Below are 18,903 nucleotides of genomic sequence, written 5' to 3'. Positions count from 1 at the left end.
TTTTAAAACAAAATTTATTTATAGATATTTTTATAATTTTTATTTGGATAATTATAATTTAATAAAATTTATTAATATTCCATAAAAAAATATGAATTTTATTCTATTTTGATCTTGATTGTGTTGAATGGTGGAATAGGTGGGTTTTAAGGTTAAAGGAATATTTCCCATATTGGAAATATGTTTAATGATATAAAAGTTTGTTTTTTTTACTAGTGTTAAAGTAGGTGGAACAGTCGATTATTTCGGTCGGAATTAAATCCAATTGATTTCGATAATCGGTTGAAGCTTGAATTTCATCTTTTAGTCTTGGCAAAATCCATCCGGATAATTTCTAATTCTTAGACTCAAGTTGATGAAAACAATTAATAAAGTCGTTCCACTTCTTCAAGGATGGTTCCACTTATTCTCAATAGCTCTACTTCTGCAGCTTTTAAAGTAAATAGGGCCTGTACTAAGCGACTGGCTGCCACTACGGCATTTCGTTGGACCAGTCTTAACTGCACAAAATCTGATTTCCCCAAACGGTAGCGAGCAAAGACTATGGCTACGTTTTCCCTCGCTATTTCCAGGTTTTTACGTTCTAATTTTACCAGGATAAAGCTGTTGGCATAGCGGAAATAGATTTGATTCAGTAAAGCGTCAAATTCCAACTGGGTAAGAGATAAAAAGGTACTGGTTGTTCGAAGACTGGTTCTGGCATTTTGTTGACGGATATTAAGCCTAAAGCCCTGGAATAGAAACCAGCTGAGCCTGGCCCCAATAGTATAACCCACCACGCTATTTGAAGCTAAAAAGCCTGCTTGGGTAGTAAAATCATCTAGCTGAAATCGCAAAATAAGCCATATTGAAGGCCAGTGTTCGGATTTGGTAGATTGCAATACATACTTTGCCCATCGCCAGTTGGCTTCAGCCGCTTTAATTACGGGATTAAAACGATACATTTGTTCCTGAAGTCTCACCAGTGGGATTTGCTCGTAGATTTTCAAACTGTCTGTAGCATAATAATCCAGTGCAGGTTCCCTTCCCAGGAAGATATTTAAACTGGTTTTGGCGGTATAAAGATTTTCTAGCTGGTGGACTAACTCTACCGTATCTTCAATATAGTCTACTTGGGCAGCTAATAGGTCCAGTTTGGAGAACCTACCTAATTCAAATTTATCCCGGGCAATTCGTACTCGTTCGGCGGAAAGTTCCACATTGGCACGAAAAACCTTTACTAAAAATTGTTCCAGTACAACAGTATAATAGCCTATGCAAATGTCGCGAACAGTACTTTGAGTGGCCGAATCACTTTGGTAAATGCCTACATCTCTAAGAGCTTTTAAGGCTTTAAATCTTCTGAACTGACCAAAGCCATCAAAAACCAGTTGTTGTAGCCGGGCCAAAAGGAATACTCTGTCAGTTACGGCATTGTTACGAATATTGGCTTGTCCATCCAGAAATTCCTGTCGAACATCATCTATGCTTCTTGTTGCCCTAGCATCAATTATTTCTAATTCAGGAAGAAGTCCGGCTACCCCTGGTTGATAATTTCGAATGGCAATTTCTCGGTTATTTCTAAAGATTTGAATATTAAAATTTACCTCCAGGCCAATTTCTACTGCTTGTTTTAAACTGAGACTATCCTGAGCAAATAGTGGAAAAGAGGTAAGGAGAAAGCAAAAGGACAATTGGATTGGAAGCCATTTAAAAACCTTGGTGAATTTCCTTATTCCTTTCTCCGCTTTCTTCATTCCTCATCACCCTTCCTTCTTCACAACTTAAGTTGGAGACGTAAAATCTGGTGTCTCCACAAGCTACCCCCCATTATTTACTCTTCTCTTTTCATAATCTCTATTTTAGCTTTTTTCCCAGATAAATAAGAATAAAGAGCAGGGATGAGATAAAGTGTCAATAAAGTGGAAAATACTAGCCCTCCTATAACAGCAATTCCCATAGAAACCCTGCTTTCAGAACCAGCTCCTAAAGCCAAAGCAATGGGTAAGATGCCTAAGACGGTTGACAGGCTGGTCATCAATACTGGTCGAAATCGAAGTTCAGCTGCCCCGACGATAGCTTCATTTTTACTCATGCCCTTTTGCTTCAATTGATTGGCAAATTCCACGATCAGAATTCCATTTTTGGTCACCAACCCTATTAACATGATAATTCCTATCTCGCTGAAAATGTTTAGGGTTTCTCCAAAATACCAAAGGGCTAAAATAGCACCTGCTAGAGCCAGAGGGACTGTAAACATGATGATTATCGGGTCTATGAAGCTTTCGAATTGGGCTGAAAGTACCAGGTAGATGAGAAGAAGAGCAAAGAAAAAAGCGAACCATAAACTGGAGGAGCTTTCTTCGTAATCTTTGGAATAACCACTTAGGGCTGTAGAAAACCTTTCGTCCAACACATCATCAGCTATATTTTTCATGGCGTCAATTCCATCTCCCAGGGTTTTATTTTTGCTCAGGTTGGCCGAAATTGTAGCAGAAACATAGCGATTGTATCGAAACAACTGTGGAGGTGTACTTCTTTCCTTTATTTGAACCAAGTTGTCCATTTGGATCAGCTTTCCTGATTTGCTGCTCATATAAATGGATTGTAGATCCAAAGGATCATCTCTGTCTTCTCGACTTACCTGCCCGATTACCGGGTACTGTTTGCCATTCATGATGAAATAGCTAAAACGCTGGCCACTTATGGCCAATTGTAGGGTTTGGGCAACGTCCATTACGGAAAGACCAAGAGTGTGAGCTTTTTCTCGATCAATTTCAATGTCAAATTGGGGCTTATTAAACTTTAAATTTAAATCCACAAAGCTGAAAGTGGTATCCTGTCGTGCTTTTTGCATAAAAACAGGTGTTACTTCTTTTAGCTGGTCAAGCGTGGAGGCTTGAATTACAAACTCTACAGGCAGGCTACTAATGCCTCCTCCTGTTCCTCCTAAACTTTGGGGTTGCACCACAAAGGCACGGGCAAGGGTGTTCCGCTGTAAAGCCGGACTAAGGTCCTCTACAATTTCATTTTGACTTCTTTTTCGCTTTTTAGAATCCATTAGTTTTATAAACATAAATGCGGAATTAACCGAACTAGTGGCCCCAAATCCAGGGGATGTCAATGAAATCAAAGCATCCGCTTCAATCACTTTTTCTTGAACAAGACGTAGTAATTGGTCCACGTAATTATCCATATATTCGAAGGTGGATCCTTCGGGGGCCAGGGCAAAGATTCTGAAGTTATTTCTATCCTCTAGGGGAGTAAGCTCTGCGGAAAGTTGTTTTCCTAAGGTGTAGATCATGCCCACGGAGAGGAAGATGAAAATAAAGGCCGTCCATCGATAGCGCATAAAAGCTTCCAGTGAGCGGTTATAAGCATTATTTAGTCCATTAAAAAAGGGTTCAGTTCTACGGTACAACCAATTGTGCTGTTCTGTTCTTTTGAGTATTCGGGTGCAAAGCATGGGGGTTAAAGAAAGGGCTACAAAGGAGGAAATAATGACCGCTCCAGCCACTATAATTCCGAATTCTCGGAATAGGCGACCTATAAATCCTTGAAGGAATATCACTGGAAGAAATACGGCAACCAGAGCAGCAGTAGTAGAAACCACTGCGAAAAATATCTCTCCAGAACCTTTAAATCCGGCTTGAGGGGCTGGCATACCTGCCTCAATTTTTTTATAGATATTCTCCAGGACAACAATGGTGTCATCCACCACTAATCCAATGGCCAGTACGATTCCCAGCAGCGTCAATACATTAATGGAAAAGCCTGAAATAAACATAATGAAAAAGGTGCCAATTAGGGAAATGGGAATGGTGGCAATGGGAATAACAGTAGTTCGCCAATCTCGCAGAAAAAGAAAAATAATCATTACCACTAAAGAAAAAGCAATAAAAATAGTTTGTAGTACTTCTTTGATGGATTGCTTGATGTAGATGGTATTGTCAAAACCGATAGATAATTCGATGTCTTTGGGCATATCATGCCTTACCTCTTTCATTCTTTTGTAAAACTCATCTGCTATGGCAATGCTATTGGATCCAGGTTGTACGACTATCACTACACCTACTAAGGGATAGCCTTCCTTTTTCAGAATGGTCCTTTGATTGACAGGAGCAAGCTCCGCATAGCCGATATCTCGAAATCGGACTTGTTCAGATCCGTTTTCTTTGACGATTAGTGCATTAAACTGTTCTGGGGTGTTTAGCCTTCCTTGTAATTTTACAATCAATTCTGTTGTCTTTCCTTCAATCCTTCCGGAAGGCAATTCAATATTAGCTCGATTTACCGCCTTATATACATCGGCAGGTGTCAGCTTATAAGCAGCCATTCTTTGGGGGTCCATCCAGAGCCTCATGGAATATTTTTTTGCTCCCCAAACCTGTACAGAACTTACTCCTGGAATGGTTTGAAATCGTTCTTTCAATTGACGATTCGCAAAATCAGTGAGGCTAAGTAAATCACGTTCATTACTTCTGACACTTAAAAAGATAATAGGCCAGGCGTTGGCATCTGCCTTTCGGATTACTGGGGTTCCTGCATCAGATGGTAAGGCATTAATTACTCCGGAAACGCGGTCTCTCACATCATTAGCAGCAGCTTCTAAATCCGTGTCCAAATCAAATATAACGATAATCGTACTTCGACCGTCTCGACTTACAGAAGAAAGGGTGTTGATGCCAGCTATTCCATTGATAGCTTCCTCCAATGGTTCAGTAATTTCTGATTCAATAATATTCGCATTGGCTCCCGTGTAAGCTGTCGAGACTGAGATAACAGGAGGATCAATGCTAGGGTATTCCCGAATGCCCAGAAACTGAAAAGCCACTATCCCAAAAAGAATAATGGTCAAAGACATAACAATGGCCAGAACGGGGCGGTTAATGCTGATACTTGAGAGAGACATTCTTTGAAACTCCAGTTAGTTCTGCTTTTCCAATGGAATCTTTTGCCTACACCCAGTAGGTTTAATTACTTTAAGATTTCCTTATTGTGATAAATCATAGATTGAAAGTGATTGTTTTGGATAGGTATACCGTCTTAAAATTGGAGGATGCCATAGTGGCGCTTTCTGGTTTCTTTCGGGGGCTAGATTTTTGATGATGAGGATATTTATGAATTGGAATTTTAATCACTTTTCAGTCTTACCCTTAGGCTTAAGCCTTTTAGGAACAAGCTAGAAGAATACTAAGGAATTTTGAAGTTAAGAAGGTAGACAATGGAAATTTAGAATGTAAAAATTTTTTTCTCATTCCTTTTTTCAATTCTGAGGTTTATACCTGCTAGGGTATAATTGGGGGTTATGCAAGAATCTTTCAGTAATAATAAGTTATTAATTTAAAAGCTAGAACGAATGAGAAAAGACCGATATACACAAGGTTATAGTGATGCTGTTACGGCTCTTCATGGAAAACGAACGGTTCAAAGTCATGCCAGTTTTCTGTTACCCTATTTAAAACCAGGGTTGCGCGTCTTGGATTGTGGGTGTGGACCAGGGTCAATTACTTTAGGAATTGCTCAGAAAGTGGATCCAGGAGAGGTAATTGGAATTGAGGTGGAGGACAGTCAATTGACAATTGCTCGGAAAAAGGCCGTTGAAAAGTCCATTACTAACGTTAGGTTTGAGCATGCAAGCGTTTATGAGCTTCCTTATGAATCGGCTTCCTTTGATATAGTATTTTTTTCTGCTGTATTGGGAAATTTGAATTTTCCCGATAAAGCCTTGTTGGAAGCTAGGCGGGTACTTAAGGACGATAGTTTATTGGCAATAAGAGAATTTGACTTTACTGGAAATCTCTTATATCCAGAAGATTCCCTGATACAAAAGTCCTTTGAATTGTGGTTTAATTTGAGAAAGCACTACGGACAACCACCATATGGCATTGGTAGACTGCTTAAAGAAATAGTTAAAAAGGCTGGATTTAAAGACCCTTTTATTTCTGCCAGTTACGAGGTTTTTGTAGATAACCATGATACCGAGTTTTGTGCTTCCGTATTTGCCAATTTAATCTTAGGTGCTTGGAAAAAAGCTTTGTTAGAGCTCTCTTTGACATCCAACAGTGAAATGATTCAAATGGTAGATGCCTGGAGGTTATTTGGTGAAAAATCAAATGCTTTTTTAGCGATTGCTTGGTGTGAGGCACTGGTGTGGAAGAGGAATGGTTAAGGGGTAGGAAATGTTAGTTTGTAATTATAAGAACTTCCACCTTCATTCCTCTTCTAACCTGTAATATTCCGGAAGTGATAAGGGTGTCCCCAGGTTTTAACCCTGAAAGGATTTCTATTTCTCTTTTGGTGCGGATTCCAATGTTTACTTCTTCTTCTTCTACTTGACCGCTACGATAGACAAATACTTTATGGCTGCCCAATTCCGGAATTACGGCTTCTGATGGGATGAGTATGGCACTATCCTGACTTTCCATTACCACTTCCACACGAGCATATTGGCCGGGGAGTAATTTATAATCAGGATTTGGGCTTTTGGCTCTTACTTGTAGGGTACGAGTATCCGGATCTATTCGGGGTTCAACCACATAAACAGTACCTTCAAAGACTTCCTCCGAGGCCTCCGTTGTAAATAAAATTTTATCTCCCGCACAGATTCTATCACTGTATTTGCCGGGAACTGCGAATTCCACCTTTGCAGGGTTTATATTATAAAGGGTGGTAATGATGTCTGAGGGGTTCACATAGCTGCCCAAGCTAATATGACGCAGGCCTAACACACCACTGAATGGGGTGACGATTTTAGCTTTACGCAGACGTGCCTGTTCCAGTTTAATATCTGCTTTTGCTTTGTTGAGTTCAGTGAGAGTTTCGTCATATTCCTCCTGACTGATGGCTTGTCTTTCTAATAGCTGTCTTTCCCGGTTTTCTTGTTCTTCAAGCAATTGTAAGCTAAATTTTAATTTTTCCAATTCAGCCTCCATCTCTTCATCGTCAATACTGACTAGTAATTTCCCTTTGGGAACTCTTTCTCCCTCTTTGAAGTAAATGCCGGTGATTTTGCCTGGATACTCACTTCGCACTTCTAGGGATTCATTTGCCTCAACGGTTCCAATGACACGGATTTTATTATCCAGGTTTTTAACCCCTACGATAATGGCATTGACTTTTAACTTTTGGTCGGAAGGGCGAGAGGTGGGTAGTTCTTCCTTGTCTGTAGTGTTTTTGCGAAAATCTTGAATTTTGGGCCAGAGAATTAAAAAAATGATCACCAAAGCAATGGTAGATAGTAATATAATTCTTGCCGGTTTTTTCATAAATCTTTCTTACCTTCTTTAATTAGTTGGATATAGAGTTGCATATGCTGAGTTAAACCTTATTAGGATTTTATGAAGTTTAAATTTAGGAGAACTCTATTCCTTAATTTTTCTTTAAAGCTTTGATGAAGAATGATGATAATTTGGGGAATAGCTTTTACAAACTACACCTGCAATTTTAGAACAGTGCCCTATTTGAATAAGTTTGAAGGATAAAGAGAAACTGAGCTGAATTAACTTCTTTCATAAATAACTATTGTAGCAGTTTGAAGGGGATGGAGGATAAAGAAAAAGCCCCCATTTGGAGGCTTTTTGAAAGTTGATTTGTGAATTAATTTGAACCGGCTGTAAATAAATAGCAAAGTGTTAAAAGTCGACTTTTAAACCCATAGACCAGGTTCTGCCAAAGCCATAAAATACGGTTGCCGTTTCCATATTATTTTTACGTCCATTATCGGCATCTGAAATATATTCTGTATTTAAAACATTGTTCACTTTGGCGTAAAGTGTGGATTTTAACTTAGCAATTTTGAAATTGTATTTAAGGTTGGCATCTAAAACTCCTGCCGAAGGAACTTCCCAGGAGTCTTCATTGTCCATGTAATTTACATCTTGTCGAGCATATAAATTAGCAAAATAGAAATAATCTAGCCCTACTTTCAGTGCTGGGAATAGTTGATAATTTGCACCCAAGGCAGCCGTTGTTTGAGCAGCATCCGTTACATGGGTGCCCGATGCATTAATTTCTACTTCATATTGTCCTTCGTAATTCTCATCTGCAGGAGTTCTTCCTTTTCTGTCAATTGGTAATCCCTGGAGATCTGTAGCCAGTGCGGTGACATCATTTAACCATTTCCAATCCCCAAGAGAAATCATTCCTGTTAAAGTTAATTTAGTTGTTGGATTGGCTTTTAATTCTAATTCTGCACCCTTGTGAAGAGCGTCCACACCAGTCGCATTATAGTACCCCAATAAAACTCTGTCATCACTGAGAATAGCCCCATTGGTGCTTTTGTCTTTCCACCTGGTATTGTATGCATTAACATTTGCGGATAACCAGGAGTTTCTAAAGCCATACCCTAATTCAAAAGAAAATACTTTTTCATTAACTGCATCAGGGTTGTAGGAGTTTCCGTAATCTTTCTGAATAAAAATACTACTGAAAAATGGTGCTCTTGAGAAGTAGCCTATGTTGGCAAATACATTATGATGGTCGGAGATATTATAGTTTGCTCCTGTTTTAGCACTATAGCCTAAGAAGTTTAATTTATCGGACCACACATCATCTTGGTAGAAAAATTCTCTTCTTTGATAGCGGGTATTAGAAATAGCCCCAGAAAGAAATGCACTTAGGTTGTCTTTGGAATACTCTACTTGACCAAATGCTCCTGACCATAATACATAACCATTATAATTCCTTGAAATAATATCTCCTACTCCAAGCTTTTCATTTGGATTCAAGTAATCTGAATTAATTCTGGAGTAAGCATCATTATAATACGATCCACCTAATAGGTCCTCAATGGTTCGATTATGTTCACCAATATAATACCTCAAATCTACTCCTCCACTAAAGGTGAAATTGTCTGAAAGCTCCGTATTTAGGTTGGATAAAATTCCATACCATTGGTGATTATTGTTTGAGCTTGCCATGATTGCTTGAGAGCCATCTTCGTTGGCAGCATTATCTCTGATAATGGCCCCGTAATCCAAAGCCCCTGATGGGGTGCGGTCATCGCTGCTGCCAAAAAGGCGGGAACCTTCAGCACCCTGGGCGGAGTATCCCCCACCTGAAGCAATAGAAGCGTATGCAGAGGTGTTTATACTTGTTTTATTATTAATAGTCCAGTAATGGTTTAATGAGATTTGAGGCTTGTGATAATAATTTTTTCCAGAAACATAAGGTTGTCCATTATCGTCATAACCAAATGCTGCATTGTATCGGAAACCTTCCTTGAATGTTTTCCAATCTTCAATAGTTTGTTTGTCATAACTACTTCTTTGATTGTGCCATTGTGGGGCTCCAAAAGCTGTGAAGGATAGTTCGTGTTGCCTATTTATCTTTTTGGATACATTAATAAAATAAGACCAGGCATCAAAATCTGTTCCTTGAATGTATCCGTCTCCATAAGTATGTGAGCCCGAAAAAGTAATTGCATACCCATTATCCATTAAACCGGTTGATAGGGTTATGGCTTCCTTCCTGTATCCATCATTTCCAATCCCGGCATAAACAGACCCCCCTTTTTTCATGTCGGTAGTTTTGGTAAGAATGTTGATAGAACCTCCCACTGAAGGAACGGCTATTTTAGAGGCTCCTAATCCTCTTTGTACTTGCATTGAACGGGTTACATCAGATAATCCAGCCCAGTTGGACCAATAAACACCACCCCACTCCATATCATTGACCGGTACACCATTTATCATAACGGCAATGTTTTCTGAGGAAAAACCTCTCAGATTAATTCTGGAATCGCCAAAAGCGCCACCTTGTTTGGTAGCATATACCCCTGGAGTAGCCTTTAAGATTTCGGGAAATTCTTGGGTTCCTAATTTTTCTTCAATAAATTCTGGTTTTACTGTTGAAACTGCTACAGGGGTTTTTCGGTCAATGGCCACATCTGCTAGTACCTCTATACCTTCTAAAATGGTTGAGCTTGTTTCCAGAGAAATGTCTCCTAAGTCTAAAACTTGACCAGCATTTACTTGTATGTCCTTTTGGACATCCTCGAATCCTATAAAGGAGATTACCAGTGTTTGTGCTCCTTCTTGTACATTCTCAATCCTGAAAGTTCCATCAAGGTCAGTCATCGCACCAATAGTTGTTCCTTGAATGACGGCATTTGCGCCATAAAGACCTTCTCCCGTTTCGGGATCGATAACCCGGCCTCTTACGGTTTCTGTTTGTGCCCAGCTGAATAATGCACAAAGGCATAATGCCCCTGTTAGTAGAATCTTTTTCATGGGTTTTCTGATTTTAACTAGTTTGTTAAATAGTGAAGAAAAAGTAATATGGGGCAAAGTTATAAATAGTGAAATAAAATATTATGTATTTATGTATAAAATAAAGATTAATTAATTCGTTGAGACAATTAAAATGTCAGATGATTGTATACTTGACCTGATTTTAATTGAATCTATTTTTTAAGGTATTTTAAGAGGTGATGATTCGTTATCTTACTTAAAAATGTTTTAACATTGATTTTTAAATGTATATGATAAGTTGAGAATACTTGATTCTTCACTGTTAGGTTGAGTGAAAAAGGAATGGATTGATTTAATAAGCGCTAGTTTGTGACTCTGAATAGTAGGAATTCATCAGCAAGGGCTTAGAGATCTTATTTGTTTTAATGGGCCCTGTGGGGAGGCCCTTCGTTTTATGGGGATGTGGACTGGATAGGAAAAGAAAAAGCCTCCGGGAGGGAGGCTTTTTGCAAAAAAGGTCTATTAAATATTCCGATAAGTTCTTTATTTAGAATTTAACTTTTAATCCAGCATTCCAAGTTCTTCCAAAACCATAATAAACATATGATCCTGCAGCATCAAAAGTATCACCTTCTTCAGCCTCTGCAATATAAATTGTATCCAAAATATTGTTAACTTTTCCGGTTAAAGTTAGATCTAATCCAAAGGCTTTAAAGTTATATCTAACTCCCAGGTCTAACAAATTGTAAGCTGGTAATTCCCAAGCCTGATCTGTTACTTCTGAGTCTTGTCTATCGGAAGGATCAAATTGAGCATATAAATTTGAAGCATGGTTGAAATCTGCACTCACTTTCAGATCTTTGATTACCTCATAAGAAACGCCTATAGCAGCAGTTGTCTGAGCAGCATCCCCTACCTTTAATCCTTCAGAATATGTTTCAATAACTTCCTCTACGTTGCCTACATTATCTTGAATTTGAGCACTTACATTATTGTTCCATGTCCAATCACCAAGCGATACCATACCGGTAATTTGTAATTTTTGAACAGGTTTAGCGGTAAAATCTATTTCAATACCTTGGTGAAGAGCGTTCTGACCGTTAATAATAGCAAACTTTTGCAATCCATTTTCATCCAATTGATTAATTCTTGTTGAGAAAGCTCTGTTATTCCAGTGAGTATTATAAAGCGCAACATTTGCCGATAACCATGAAGTTCGAAGACCATAACCTAGTTCCATACTGATTACATCTTCGTTGTCAACACCTTCAGATATAGTATTGGTGTTTGCAGCAAATACCATATTCATAAATGGCGCTCTGGAAAAATAACCTCCATTAGCAAAGATATTGTGGTAATCATTAATGTTATAATTCACACCACCCTTAATGCTGTAACCGAGGAAGTCTACTGTTTCAGATTTTTGGTTTCCTGGAGTATAAAGGAAATAATCTGTTCTGGTATAAGAAGTGTTAGAAAGGGCAGTTGTAAGGAAGGCGCTGAATTGATCAGTAGTATATTCAGCCTGGGCGAATCCTCCTAGCCAAATTACTTGACCATCATTATGGTATTGGATTTTGTCACCTTCTCCCACTTTTCCATCAGCAGAATTGACATTATTTGATATACCGTCACGATCAACATCATAAGCAAATGAACCACCCAAAAGATCTGATAACTCTCTGTAATGTTGGCCTAAATAATATCTTGCGTCTAAACCACCTGTAAAAGAAATTTTCTCAGAAAGTTCGGTGTTCACCGAGGTTAAAATCCCGTACCAATTATGTTTATTAACCGAATTCAGTAGATATGATTCTACAGCTTCTCCATTGGATGCCAATTGCTTATTACCTGCAATAATATCATCCCAATGAATCAATTGTAATGGATCTTCCTCTACGCTTGCATTATATACTCTATTTGCTCTTCGTCCACCACCACTACCGATGGAAGCGTAAAGCGCAGTTGAAATTTCTGTTTTTGGATTAACAGTCCAGTAGTGATTCAGGGAAATTTGTGGTTTGTGATAGTAGTTGTAAGAATAAGCTCCGTTGAACTCTTCTCCATCACGGTAACCCCATCCATTATTCCATTTATGACCAGATGGATGGTTTTCATAATCTTCAATAGTCTTTTTGTAAAGGTTTCTTTGGTTGTGCCACTGTGGTGCACCAAAGCCAGTTAAAACCAATTCGTGGTTATCATTAATTTTTTTAGCAATGGAAGCAAAATATGAATAACCTTCAAAGCTGGTAGCATCAATATATCCATTTCCAGCAGTTCTAGATCCAGAAACTGTTACGGCCCAACCATTATCCATTAAGCCAGTAGATAAAGTCAGTCCAGTTTTATGGTATCCGTCGTTTCCAACTCCAACGTAAGCTGAACCTCCTTTTACTGCATCTGTACTTTTGGTAATAATGTTAATAGTACCTCCTACAGAAGAAATAGCTAGTTTTGAAGCACCTAATCCTCTTTGTACCTGCATGGTACGAGTTACGTCAGACAGCCCAGCCCAGTTTGACCAGTAAACTCTCCCGTTTTCCATATCATTTACAGGAACACCATTAATCAAAACTCCAACATTATTTGAGTCAAAACCTCTCAAATTGATTCGTCCATCACCAAAACCACCACCTTGACCTTTAGTGGTGTATACTCCTGGGGTAGCTTTTAGTATCTCAGGGAATTCTTGAGAGCCCAGTTTGGTTTCAATATCTTCAGCCGAAATATTAGAAACGGCAACAGGTGTTTTTCTGTCCTCTGCAATAGATGCCATTACCTCAACAGATTCCAGATTTAATAATCCACCTTTTAATTTAATGTCAGAGATATCTATGGTTTCCCCTTCTTTAACAGAGATCTCCTGTGTAAACTCTTCATAACCTACATAAGAAACTAGAAGGCTATGCTTACCAGCTTCTACCTTTTCAATGATAAAATTACCATCAAAATCACTCATTGCGCCCAAAGTAGTACCTTTTATGGCAACACTGGCGCCAAAAAGACCTTCTCCCGTATCAGTATCAAGAATGCGGCCTTTTACGGATCCGGTCTGAGCCTGAGCGGCTAATGTAAAAATGCTCAGTGTGAAGATTAGTAAAAATTTTTTCATTTGATTTTTCTTTTTAACTTAAATGTTAAATTATGAGAAATACATTACATGAGTGCAAAGGTATAAAAGCTTTGCAATTTACTAAGGTTTCTAATGTGAAATTTATGTTAAATAAAAGTGTAAACAGTTATTTTTCAGGCCGTTCTGATATTTAAGGGATTATAATTCTTGAGATTTATCAAATATAATTTGGTTTTAGTCACTTTTTGCATTGTTTTCTATTTTAAAACCCTTTAAAAACTTGCAATTTGTAAAAAGCAAGGTTTTTATGGGATATTCTGGATATTTTTGATTGGAATTAAAAAAAGGTTAAGATTCCCTTATACTTCAAATTTTTTTTAGGATCCCTTTTGGTATGTTTTCCATAAATGTGGAATAAAATTTTCCATGCACGGTAAAAGAACTTGAAAATTGAATTATCACTTATTTCCATACATTAAGGAATATGAAAAGGTTTTAAAGGGTTAGTTGCTTATCTTTCCTTACTCATTTGAAATTCCTGAGGAATGATTATCTTATGCCTTGGTTTGGCTTTAATGGAATAATGTTTTTTAAGGTGGTAGTGAAAAGTCTTTTTTAATATGAAAAATACAATTCTGACTCTGTTTTTGGGTATAATTATTTACTCAAAAGGTTATTCGCAAAAGATTCATGCCAATTTGAATGTGCAACAACCTGTGGGAGAATTTGATAATATAAAAGTGGAGCCTCTTAATGGGGATGAATTATCTTCTTCCTTTTTAATTTGGATCAAAAAGAGGGTAAAACGTCATAAGCATCTAGAACATACCGAGCAGGTATTCGTGTTGGCAGGGGAAGGGAGGTTTTGGCTTGGGGAGCAGGAGTTGCAATTAAAAACCGGAGATTTTGTGTTTATTCCCAAGAATACCCCTCACGCCGTGGAAGTGACTTCAAAAGAGCCTTTAAAGGTTTTGTCTATTCAATCTCCAAAGTTTGATGGCTCCGATAGAGTTTGGTTGGAGGAAGCTACAGAGAAGTAATAATTCTTTATGGTTTCTGATGCTTTTAAAGCCAGGGAAAGTTTTCATTTTTTGTTCTAAATCCTTACCGGATGAAAGATGCGCTATTTAAATTTCTCTTTTTTCTATTGATAATGGTATAGTAATCTTTTTATTATTTGGTAGCTATCCATTATGAATGATTTTTCATCTTTATCTTTTCTTCTTTAATCTTAACTTTTAATATGGCTGAATTAATTAAAGAGAAATCACAAAAGTTAGCTTCCATCAAAAAGAAAGGAGTATTTACAATTCCTTCTCCTTTAGAAATTGCTGTTTGGCTTACTTTTTTTACTTTATTTTTAGCATGTGTACTGTCCGTTCCAGAAAATAAGAATGTACTGAGTTATTTGCCCGAGGTACTGGGTTTTTGGGAGAAGGGAGTCTGGGAGTTGCTGGCTTTTTCTATGCAAATGGCTCTAATTTTAGGTTTGGGATATTTATTGGCGCTTACCCCCCTTGCCGAACGCTTTATGAATGGTCTGTTAAAGTATTGTCATACGAATACAGCTTCGGTTTTTACTATTTGTTTGGTGACGATGATGGTAGGCTTTTTGAATTGGGGGCTTGGGCTGGTGTTGGGAGCTATAATGTGCCGTAAATTAGGGGATCACCTGACTTTAAAGGGAGTTCCCATCAATTATCCTTTAATGGGGGCTGCTGCCTATACCGGAATGATGATTTGGCATGGAGGTTTTTCGGGAAGTGCCCCTTTGAAGGTGGCAGAGGAAGGCCACTTTCTTGAAAAAACTATTGGTGTAATACCAATATCGGAGACTATTTTTTCTTCGATGAATTTAGCAACTATTGGAGTAGTACTGTTGGTAGTTCCCTTGTTTGCCTGGTGGCAGGCGAAGAAACGTCCTTCTATGATGATCTCTGAGGCTTTTTTTGAGAAAAAATCTGAAAACTCCTCTAGCCAATCTTATAAGAAGCAGCCCCTTGCCATTATTTTCGGATTGATGATATGCGTGAGTTGTGTGCTCATGCTTTGGCAAAGCCAAACTGCCGTATATCAACAGATTGATTTAAATTTCATCAACCTTTTTCTTTTTGGGTTGAGTGTTTTGCTGATGGGGCATTTCGGTCGCTTTATTAAAGCCGCCGATGAAGCATTCCGAAGTACTACTGGTATTTTGATTCAATATCCCCTGTATGCGGGGATTATGGGTGTGATGAAATATTCAGGGTTAATGGTTCTTGTCTCTGAGCAGATGGCTGCCATTTCTACCCAATTTACATTTCCAATTTATACCCTTTTTAGTGCGGGCTTAGTCAATATATTAGTGCCAAGTGGAGGAGGGCAATGGGCAGTGCAGGGGCCTATTATTGTAGAAGCGGCTCAAAATATAGGTGTTGATCTTTCTAAATCTATTATGGCTCTTTCCTATGGGGATCAATTGACAAATATGATACAGCCTTTTTGGGCTTTGCCTCTTTTGGGAATTACTGGCTTAAAAGCCAAAGAAGTTTTGCCACATTCGTTTCGGTTTATGTTGGTAGGGCTGTTTATTTTTCTAATAATTCTAATGATCTTTTAAAATTATGATTTCTCGAAAAGCCTATCGCATGCCAAAAGCAGGCTCATTAGCCCATTTGAAGTTGGTTCAAGAAGAGATTCCAGAACCACAAGACCATGAAATAAGCATTGAGGTGAAAGCCATAGGCTTAAATTTTGCCGATATTTTTGCCATGCAAGGGCTTTACAGTGCTACCCCCAAAGGAAGTTTTGTACCTGGTTTGGAATATTCAGGAGTTATCCACAAATGTGGAAAACAAGTGAAAGACTTTAAGGTGGGGGATAAAGTAATGGGAGTCACTCGATTTGGTGGTTATGCCTCCCGATTGAATATAGATCAGCGCTATATTCGCCCTTTGCCAGATAGTTGGTCATTTGAGCAAGGAGCAGCATTTCTAGTGCAAGTTCTTACAGCCTTTTATGCTTTGAAAGAATTGGGAAATATTCAAAGTGGTCAAACGGTTTTGATTCACAGTGCGGCAGGTGGAGTGGGCTTGCTGGCCAATCGTATCGCTAAAAGGTTTAATGCATATACCATTGGAACAGTTGGAAGTACTGCTAAAGTTGATCTTTTGAATAAAGAAGGTTATGATAAAGTCATTGTTAGAGGTGAAGACTTTAGAGAACAACTAAAGACTTCTCTTGCAGGCAGGGAATTAAATTTAGTGTTGGAATGTATTGGGGGACAGGTTTTTAAGGATAGCTATGAGGAAATGGCTCCAATGGGGCGCTTAATTTCTTATGGATCGGCCTCATTTGCGACCCATGGTAGTCGGCCGAATATGCTTAAATTACTTTGGAAGTATCTTCGTAGACCCAAAGTAGACCCTATGAAAATGCCCACTGATAATAAATCCGTAATGGGTTTTAATTTGATCTGGCTTTATGAGAAAGCAGATATTATGGAAAAATTGCTAAGGGAGATTGATGACTTACAGCTAGATCCTCCTTTGGTGGGACATCAATTTTCTTTTGAAGAATTACCAGCGGCAATTCGACTTTTTCAAAGTGGAAGAACAGTAGGTAAGGTGGTGGTGAGTGTGTAGTTTTTTTTATTATATCTCGACATAAAGAAAAGAAAAATAAAAAAATTGAGATGGACTTACTCCCTTCAGAATTAGCTTGAATTTTAAAAGAGATTCTAAAGTTTATCTTCTCTCTTTATTTATAGAAATTTTTGGTTCCTAATCTTTGAACGACAATAAACCGTCTTTATGAAGCAGCTATTAATTTTACTTTTAATAATGAGTGGTCCCATTGCCTACAGCCAAACCCCATTTTTAGAAGGAGGAGGTGAAGGGGCTCTCAATAAACTAACTTATTACCTACCTGGAAAAGGAGAGAGAACCTATTCATATGACGAAATTAAGGGTAGTCCCTATCTTCCTGATGAATTTGTAAAAGGAAATGTTATTATCCATGTTAAAAAGAAAAAGTTTTTGCTTCCTCTTCGCTACAATGCCTATAGTGACCAAATTGAATACCTGAAGAATGGAACCTCAATGGTGTTTAAAAATCCTTTTCTGATTTCTAAAGTGGAGTTTGGTGGTAGTACATACGTTTTTAAAATGACAGACGGTTTTAGTAAAGATAAAAAGGGTAGTTTTTTTGTGCAGCTTTATGGAAGTGAACGTATTGAATTGTTGAAAAAACAACAGGTCCGCTTTATACCGGAACAAGTTGCAAAAGATTCTTACTCGAGCAATAAACCTCCTAAATTCTCCAAGGTACTAGAGGAGTTTTATATTGTTTTTGGAGAAAATACTCCTGTTCTGCTTTCCAAAAGTAAGAAAAGAATTATTGGTATTTTGGAAGACAAAGGCTACAAAGTAAAAGATTTTATAAAGAAAGAAAAACTGAACCTAAAAGAGGAGGAGGGTTTGATACGCCTCATGGAGTTTTGTGATCAATTACAAATGTAGTATTTATTCAATATTCCTTTTTTTATTTCTTTCTGATTTTCCCTTTCACGGTGAAATAGGCCTTTTGAGTAAAGTCTGGTAGTTTTTGTCTCCCTTTTAGTATTCAATCCATATATATGAAATCTCCCACCCTATTTCATGATGTAAAATGAATTATCGGTCATTGAGAATAAAACATTAGTTTTTAATAAAGTTAATTTTGGTATTTTTCTTGCTGATTTTTTAATTCTATTTAAAAGTAATTAATATTTGTAATCAACAAATTCCCCTATCATTCGTATAGTTTTTTTATTGCTCTCCTAATATTATTTTGGTTGAAAAGGGTGGGTATGGGAAATAATTAAGGTTTGTAAAGGTTTAAAGAAGTGCTCCTTCTAATTAAAGAAAAAACTTTTAAGCTGTAAGGTAATTTAAATTAGCATCCTGTATTTTGATTTATAGAGAACATGCTGTCTGTGGAAAACTTTCTGCCTTTATTAGGAAGATATGGGTATTGGACAATTCTATAAATCCTTTGTTTGTGACCAATAAGTATATTTTACCCAATGGTTGTTCAGATATCATTTTTGTTTCAGGCAAGGGGGCTAGGGTTTCTAATGTCTCAAATGAATTAAAATTTAAGGAGGGGGTCTATTTTAGTGGGCAGATGACAGAGTTGCTTGAGGTAGAAATTTGTCCATTTTCAAAAGTGATATTGGTGCAATTCTTGCCATGGACCACGGCTCTTTTTTCAAGCTTTCCTTTTAATTCAGCAACAAATTTATTCCCACCGATTCGTGAAGTAAACCCCTGTTTTTATCGTAAAGTTCGAGATTTACCTTATGAAGATGAAAGGCAAATTATTGACTTTATAAATAAGCAGTTCCTGGATTTTCTTAAAAAAAGTAGAGTTTCCGATCTGATTCAAAATAGCTGTAGTTTGCTCCTGAATCAACCAAGAAATCTAACTATTAAGGAATTAAGCTCTCAATTGGGTTATTCACCGCGATATGTGGAAAAGAAATTTAAAAACCATTTGGGATTATCGCCTAAGGAGTTTTCTACCATAATAAAAATTCGACAAACGGTTGACAAATTGACCTATAATAAGGATGATGCATCTTTAACCCAATTGGCTCTGGAATTTGGGTTCTATGATCAATCCCATTTTATAAAA

General features: G+C 37.7%; 11 protein-coding genes. 6 read left to right on the top strand and 5 right to left on the bottom strand.

Translation table 11 applies throughout. From position 1 onward, the window contains the following. Nucleotides 1–365: 365 nt before the first annotated feature. Together E1171_RS20765 and E1171_RS20760 are read right to left on the bottom strand one after the other, a co-directional pair. Nucleotides 366–1,736 carry a TolC family protein gene (locus E1171_RS20765; RefSeq protein WP_155207989.1) on the bottom strand — a complete coding sequence of 457 codons (1,371 nt, stop codon included), beginning with the start codon at nucleotides 1,734–1,736 and terminating at the stop codon, nucleotides 366–368. 77 nt (nucleotides 1,737–1,813) lie between these two features. After that, nucleotides 1,814–4,891 carry an efflux RND transporter permease subunit gene (locus tag E1171_RS20760; protein WP_155207988.1) on the bottom strand — a complete coding sequence of 1,026 codons (3,078 nt, stop codon included), beginning with the start codon at nucleotides 4,889–4,891 and terminating at the stop codon, nucleotides 1,814–1,816. A gap of 447 nt (nucleotides 4,892–5,338) precedes the next feature. Between E1171_RS20760 and E1171_RS20755 the strand changes: the two genes are divergently transcribed. Then, nucleotides 5,339–6,151: a class I SAM-dependent methyltransferase gene (locus E1171_RS20755; RefSeq protein ID WP_155207987.1), complete on the top strand. Its 813-nt coding sequence runs from the start codon at nucleotides 5,339–5,341 to the stop codon at nucleotides 6,149–6,151. Nucleotides 6,152–6,164: 13 nt separating this feature from the next. On the opposite strand, the gene E1171_RS20750 is transcribed toward E1171_RS20755, so the two are convergent. The 3 genes from E1171_RS20750 to E1171_RS20740 all read right to left on the bottom strand — a co-directional run bounded on the left by E1171_RS20750 (nucleotide 6,165) and on the right by E1171_RS20740 (nucleotide 13,287). Continuing rightward, nucleotides 6,165–7,247 (bottom strand): efflux RND transporter periplasmic adaptor subunit, encoded by a 1,083-nt coding sequence (locus E1171_RS20750; RefSeq protein ID WP_155207986.1) that lies wholly within the window; start codon nucleotides 7,245–7,247, stop codon nucleotides 6,165–6,167. A gap of 366 nt (nucleotides 7,248–7,613) precedes the next feature. Further along, nucleotides 7,614–10,211 carry a TonB-dependent receptor gene (locus E1171_RS20745; protein ID WP_155207985.1) on the bottom strand — a complete coding sequence of 866 codons (2,598 nt, stop codon included), beginning with the start codon at nucleotides 10,209–10,211 and terminating at the stop codon, nucleotides 7,614–7,616. A 508-nt stretch (nucleotides 10,212–10,719) separates the two neighbouring features. Continuing rightward, entirely contained in the window at nucleotides 10,720–13,287 is a 2,568-nt protein-coding gene (locus tag E1171_RS20740; RefSeq protein WP_155207984.1) for a TonB-dependent receptor, read from the bottom strand. A gap of 581 nt (nucleotides 13,288–13,868) precedes the next feature. Here E1171_RS20740 and E1171_RS20735 point away from each other — a divergent pair. From E1171_RS20735 to E1171_RS20715, 5 genes are all read left to right on the top strand, one after another. Continuing rightward, nucleotides 13,869–14,288 (top strand): cupin domain-containing protein, encoded by a 420-nt coding sequence (locus tag E1171_RS20735; RefSeq protein ID WP_155207983.1) that lies wholly within the window; start codon nucleotides 13,869–13,871, stop codon nucleotides 14,286–14,288. Nucleotides 14,289–14,491: 203 nt separating this feature from the next. After that, on the top strand, nucleotides 14,492–15,847 hold the full coding sequence (locus E1171_RS20730) for a short-chain fatty acid transporter (RefSeq protein ID WP_155207982.1): 1,356 nt from the start codon (nucleotides 14,492–14,494) through the stop codon (nucleotides 15,845–15,847). 4 nt (nucleotides 15,848–15,851) lie between these two features. Continuing rightward, nucleotides 15,852–16,871 carry a synaptic vesicle VAT-1 family membrane protein gene (locus E1171_RS20725; protein ID WP_155207981.1) on the top strand — a complete coding sequence of 340 codons (1,020 nt, stop codon included), beginning with the start codon at nucleotides 15,852–15,854 and terminating at the stop codon, nucleotides 16,869–16,871. 168 nt (nucleotides 16,872–17,039) lie between these two features. Continuing rightward, nucleotides 17,040–17,747, top strand: a complete 708-nt coding sequence (locus E1171_RS20720; protein ID WP_155207980.1) for a hypothetical protein — start codon at nucleotides 17,040–17,042, stop codon at nucleotides 17,745–17,747. Nucleotides 17,748–18,177: 430 nt separating this feature from the next. Continuing rightward, nucleotides 18,178–18,903 (top strand): AraC family transcriptional regulator (locus tag E1171_RS20715; protein ID WP_155207979.1); only part of this gene is annotated, 726 nt, incomplete at its 3' end.

Origin of the sequence: Xanthovirga aplysinae (assembly GCF_009711365.1) — a bacterium.
Classification (GTDB): domain Bacteria; phylum Bacteroidota; class Bacteroidia; order Cytophagales; family Cyclobacteriaceae; genus Xanthovirga; species Xanthovirga aplysinae.
This window is presented reverse-complemented; position numbering and strand designations above follow the sequence as displayed.

Coding starts and splice junctions, on each gene's coding strand:
- E1171_RS20750 (WP_155207986.1), bottom strand. CDS start 7,247: ATGAAAAAACCGGCAAGAATTATATTACTATCTACCATTGCTTTGGTG.
- E1171_RS20720 (WP_155207980.1), top strand. CDS start 17,040: ATGAAGCAGCTATTAATTTTACTTTTAATAATGAGTGGTCCCATTGCC.
- E1171_RS20740 (WP_155207984.1), bottom strand. CDS start 13,287: ATGAAAAAATTTTTACTAATCTTCACACTGAGCATTTTTACATTAGCC.
- E1171_RS20760 (WP_155207988.1), bottom strand. CDS start 4,891: ATGTCTCTCTCAAGTATCAGCATTAACCGCCCCGTTCTGGCCATTGTT.
- E1171_RS20745 (WP_155207985.1), bottom strand. CDS start 10,211: ATGAAAAAGATTCTACTAACAGGGGCATTATGCCTTTGTGCATTATTC.
- E1171_RS20765 (WP_155207989.1), bottom strand. CDS start 1,736: ATGAAGAAAGCGGAGAAAGGAATAAGGAAATTCACCAAGGTTTTTAAA.
- E1171_RS20730 (WP_155207982.1), top strand. CDS start 14,492: ATGGCTGAATTAATTAAAGAGAAATCACAAAAGTTAGCTTCCATCAAA.
- E1171_RS20735 (WP_155207983.1), top strand. CDS start 13,869: ATGAAAAATACAATTCTGACTCTGTTTTTGGGTATAATTATTTACTCA.
- E1171_RS20755 (WP_155207987.1), top strand. CDS start 5,339: ATGAGAAAAGACCGATATACACAAGGTTATAGTGATGCTGTTACGGCT.
- E1171_RS20725 (WP_155207981.1), top strand. CDS start 15,852: ATGATTTCTCGAAAAGCCTATCGCATGCCAAAAGCAGGCTCATTAGCC.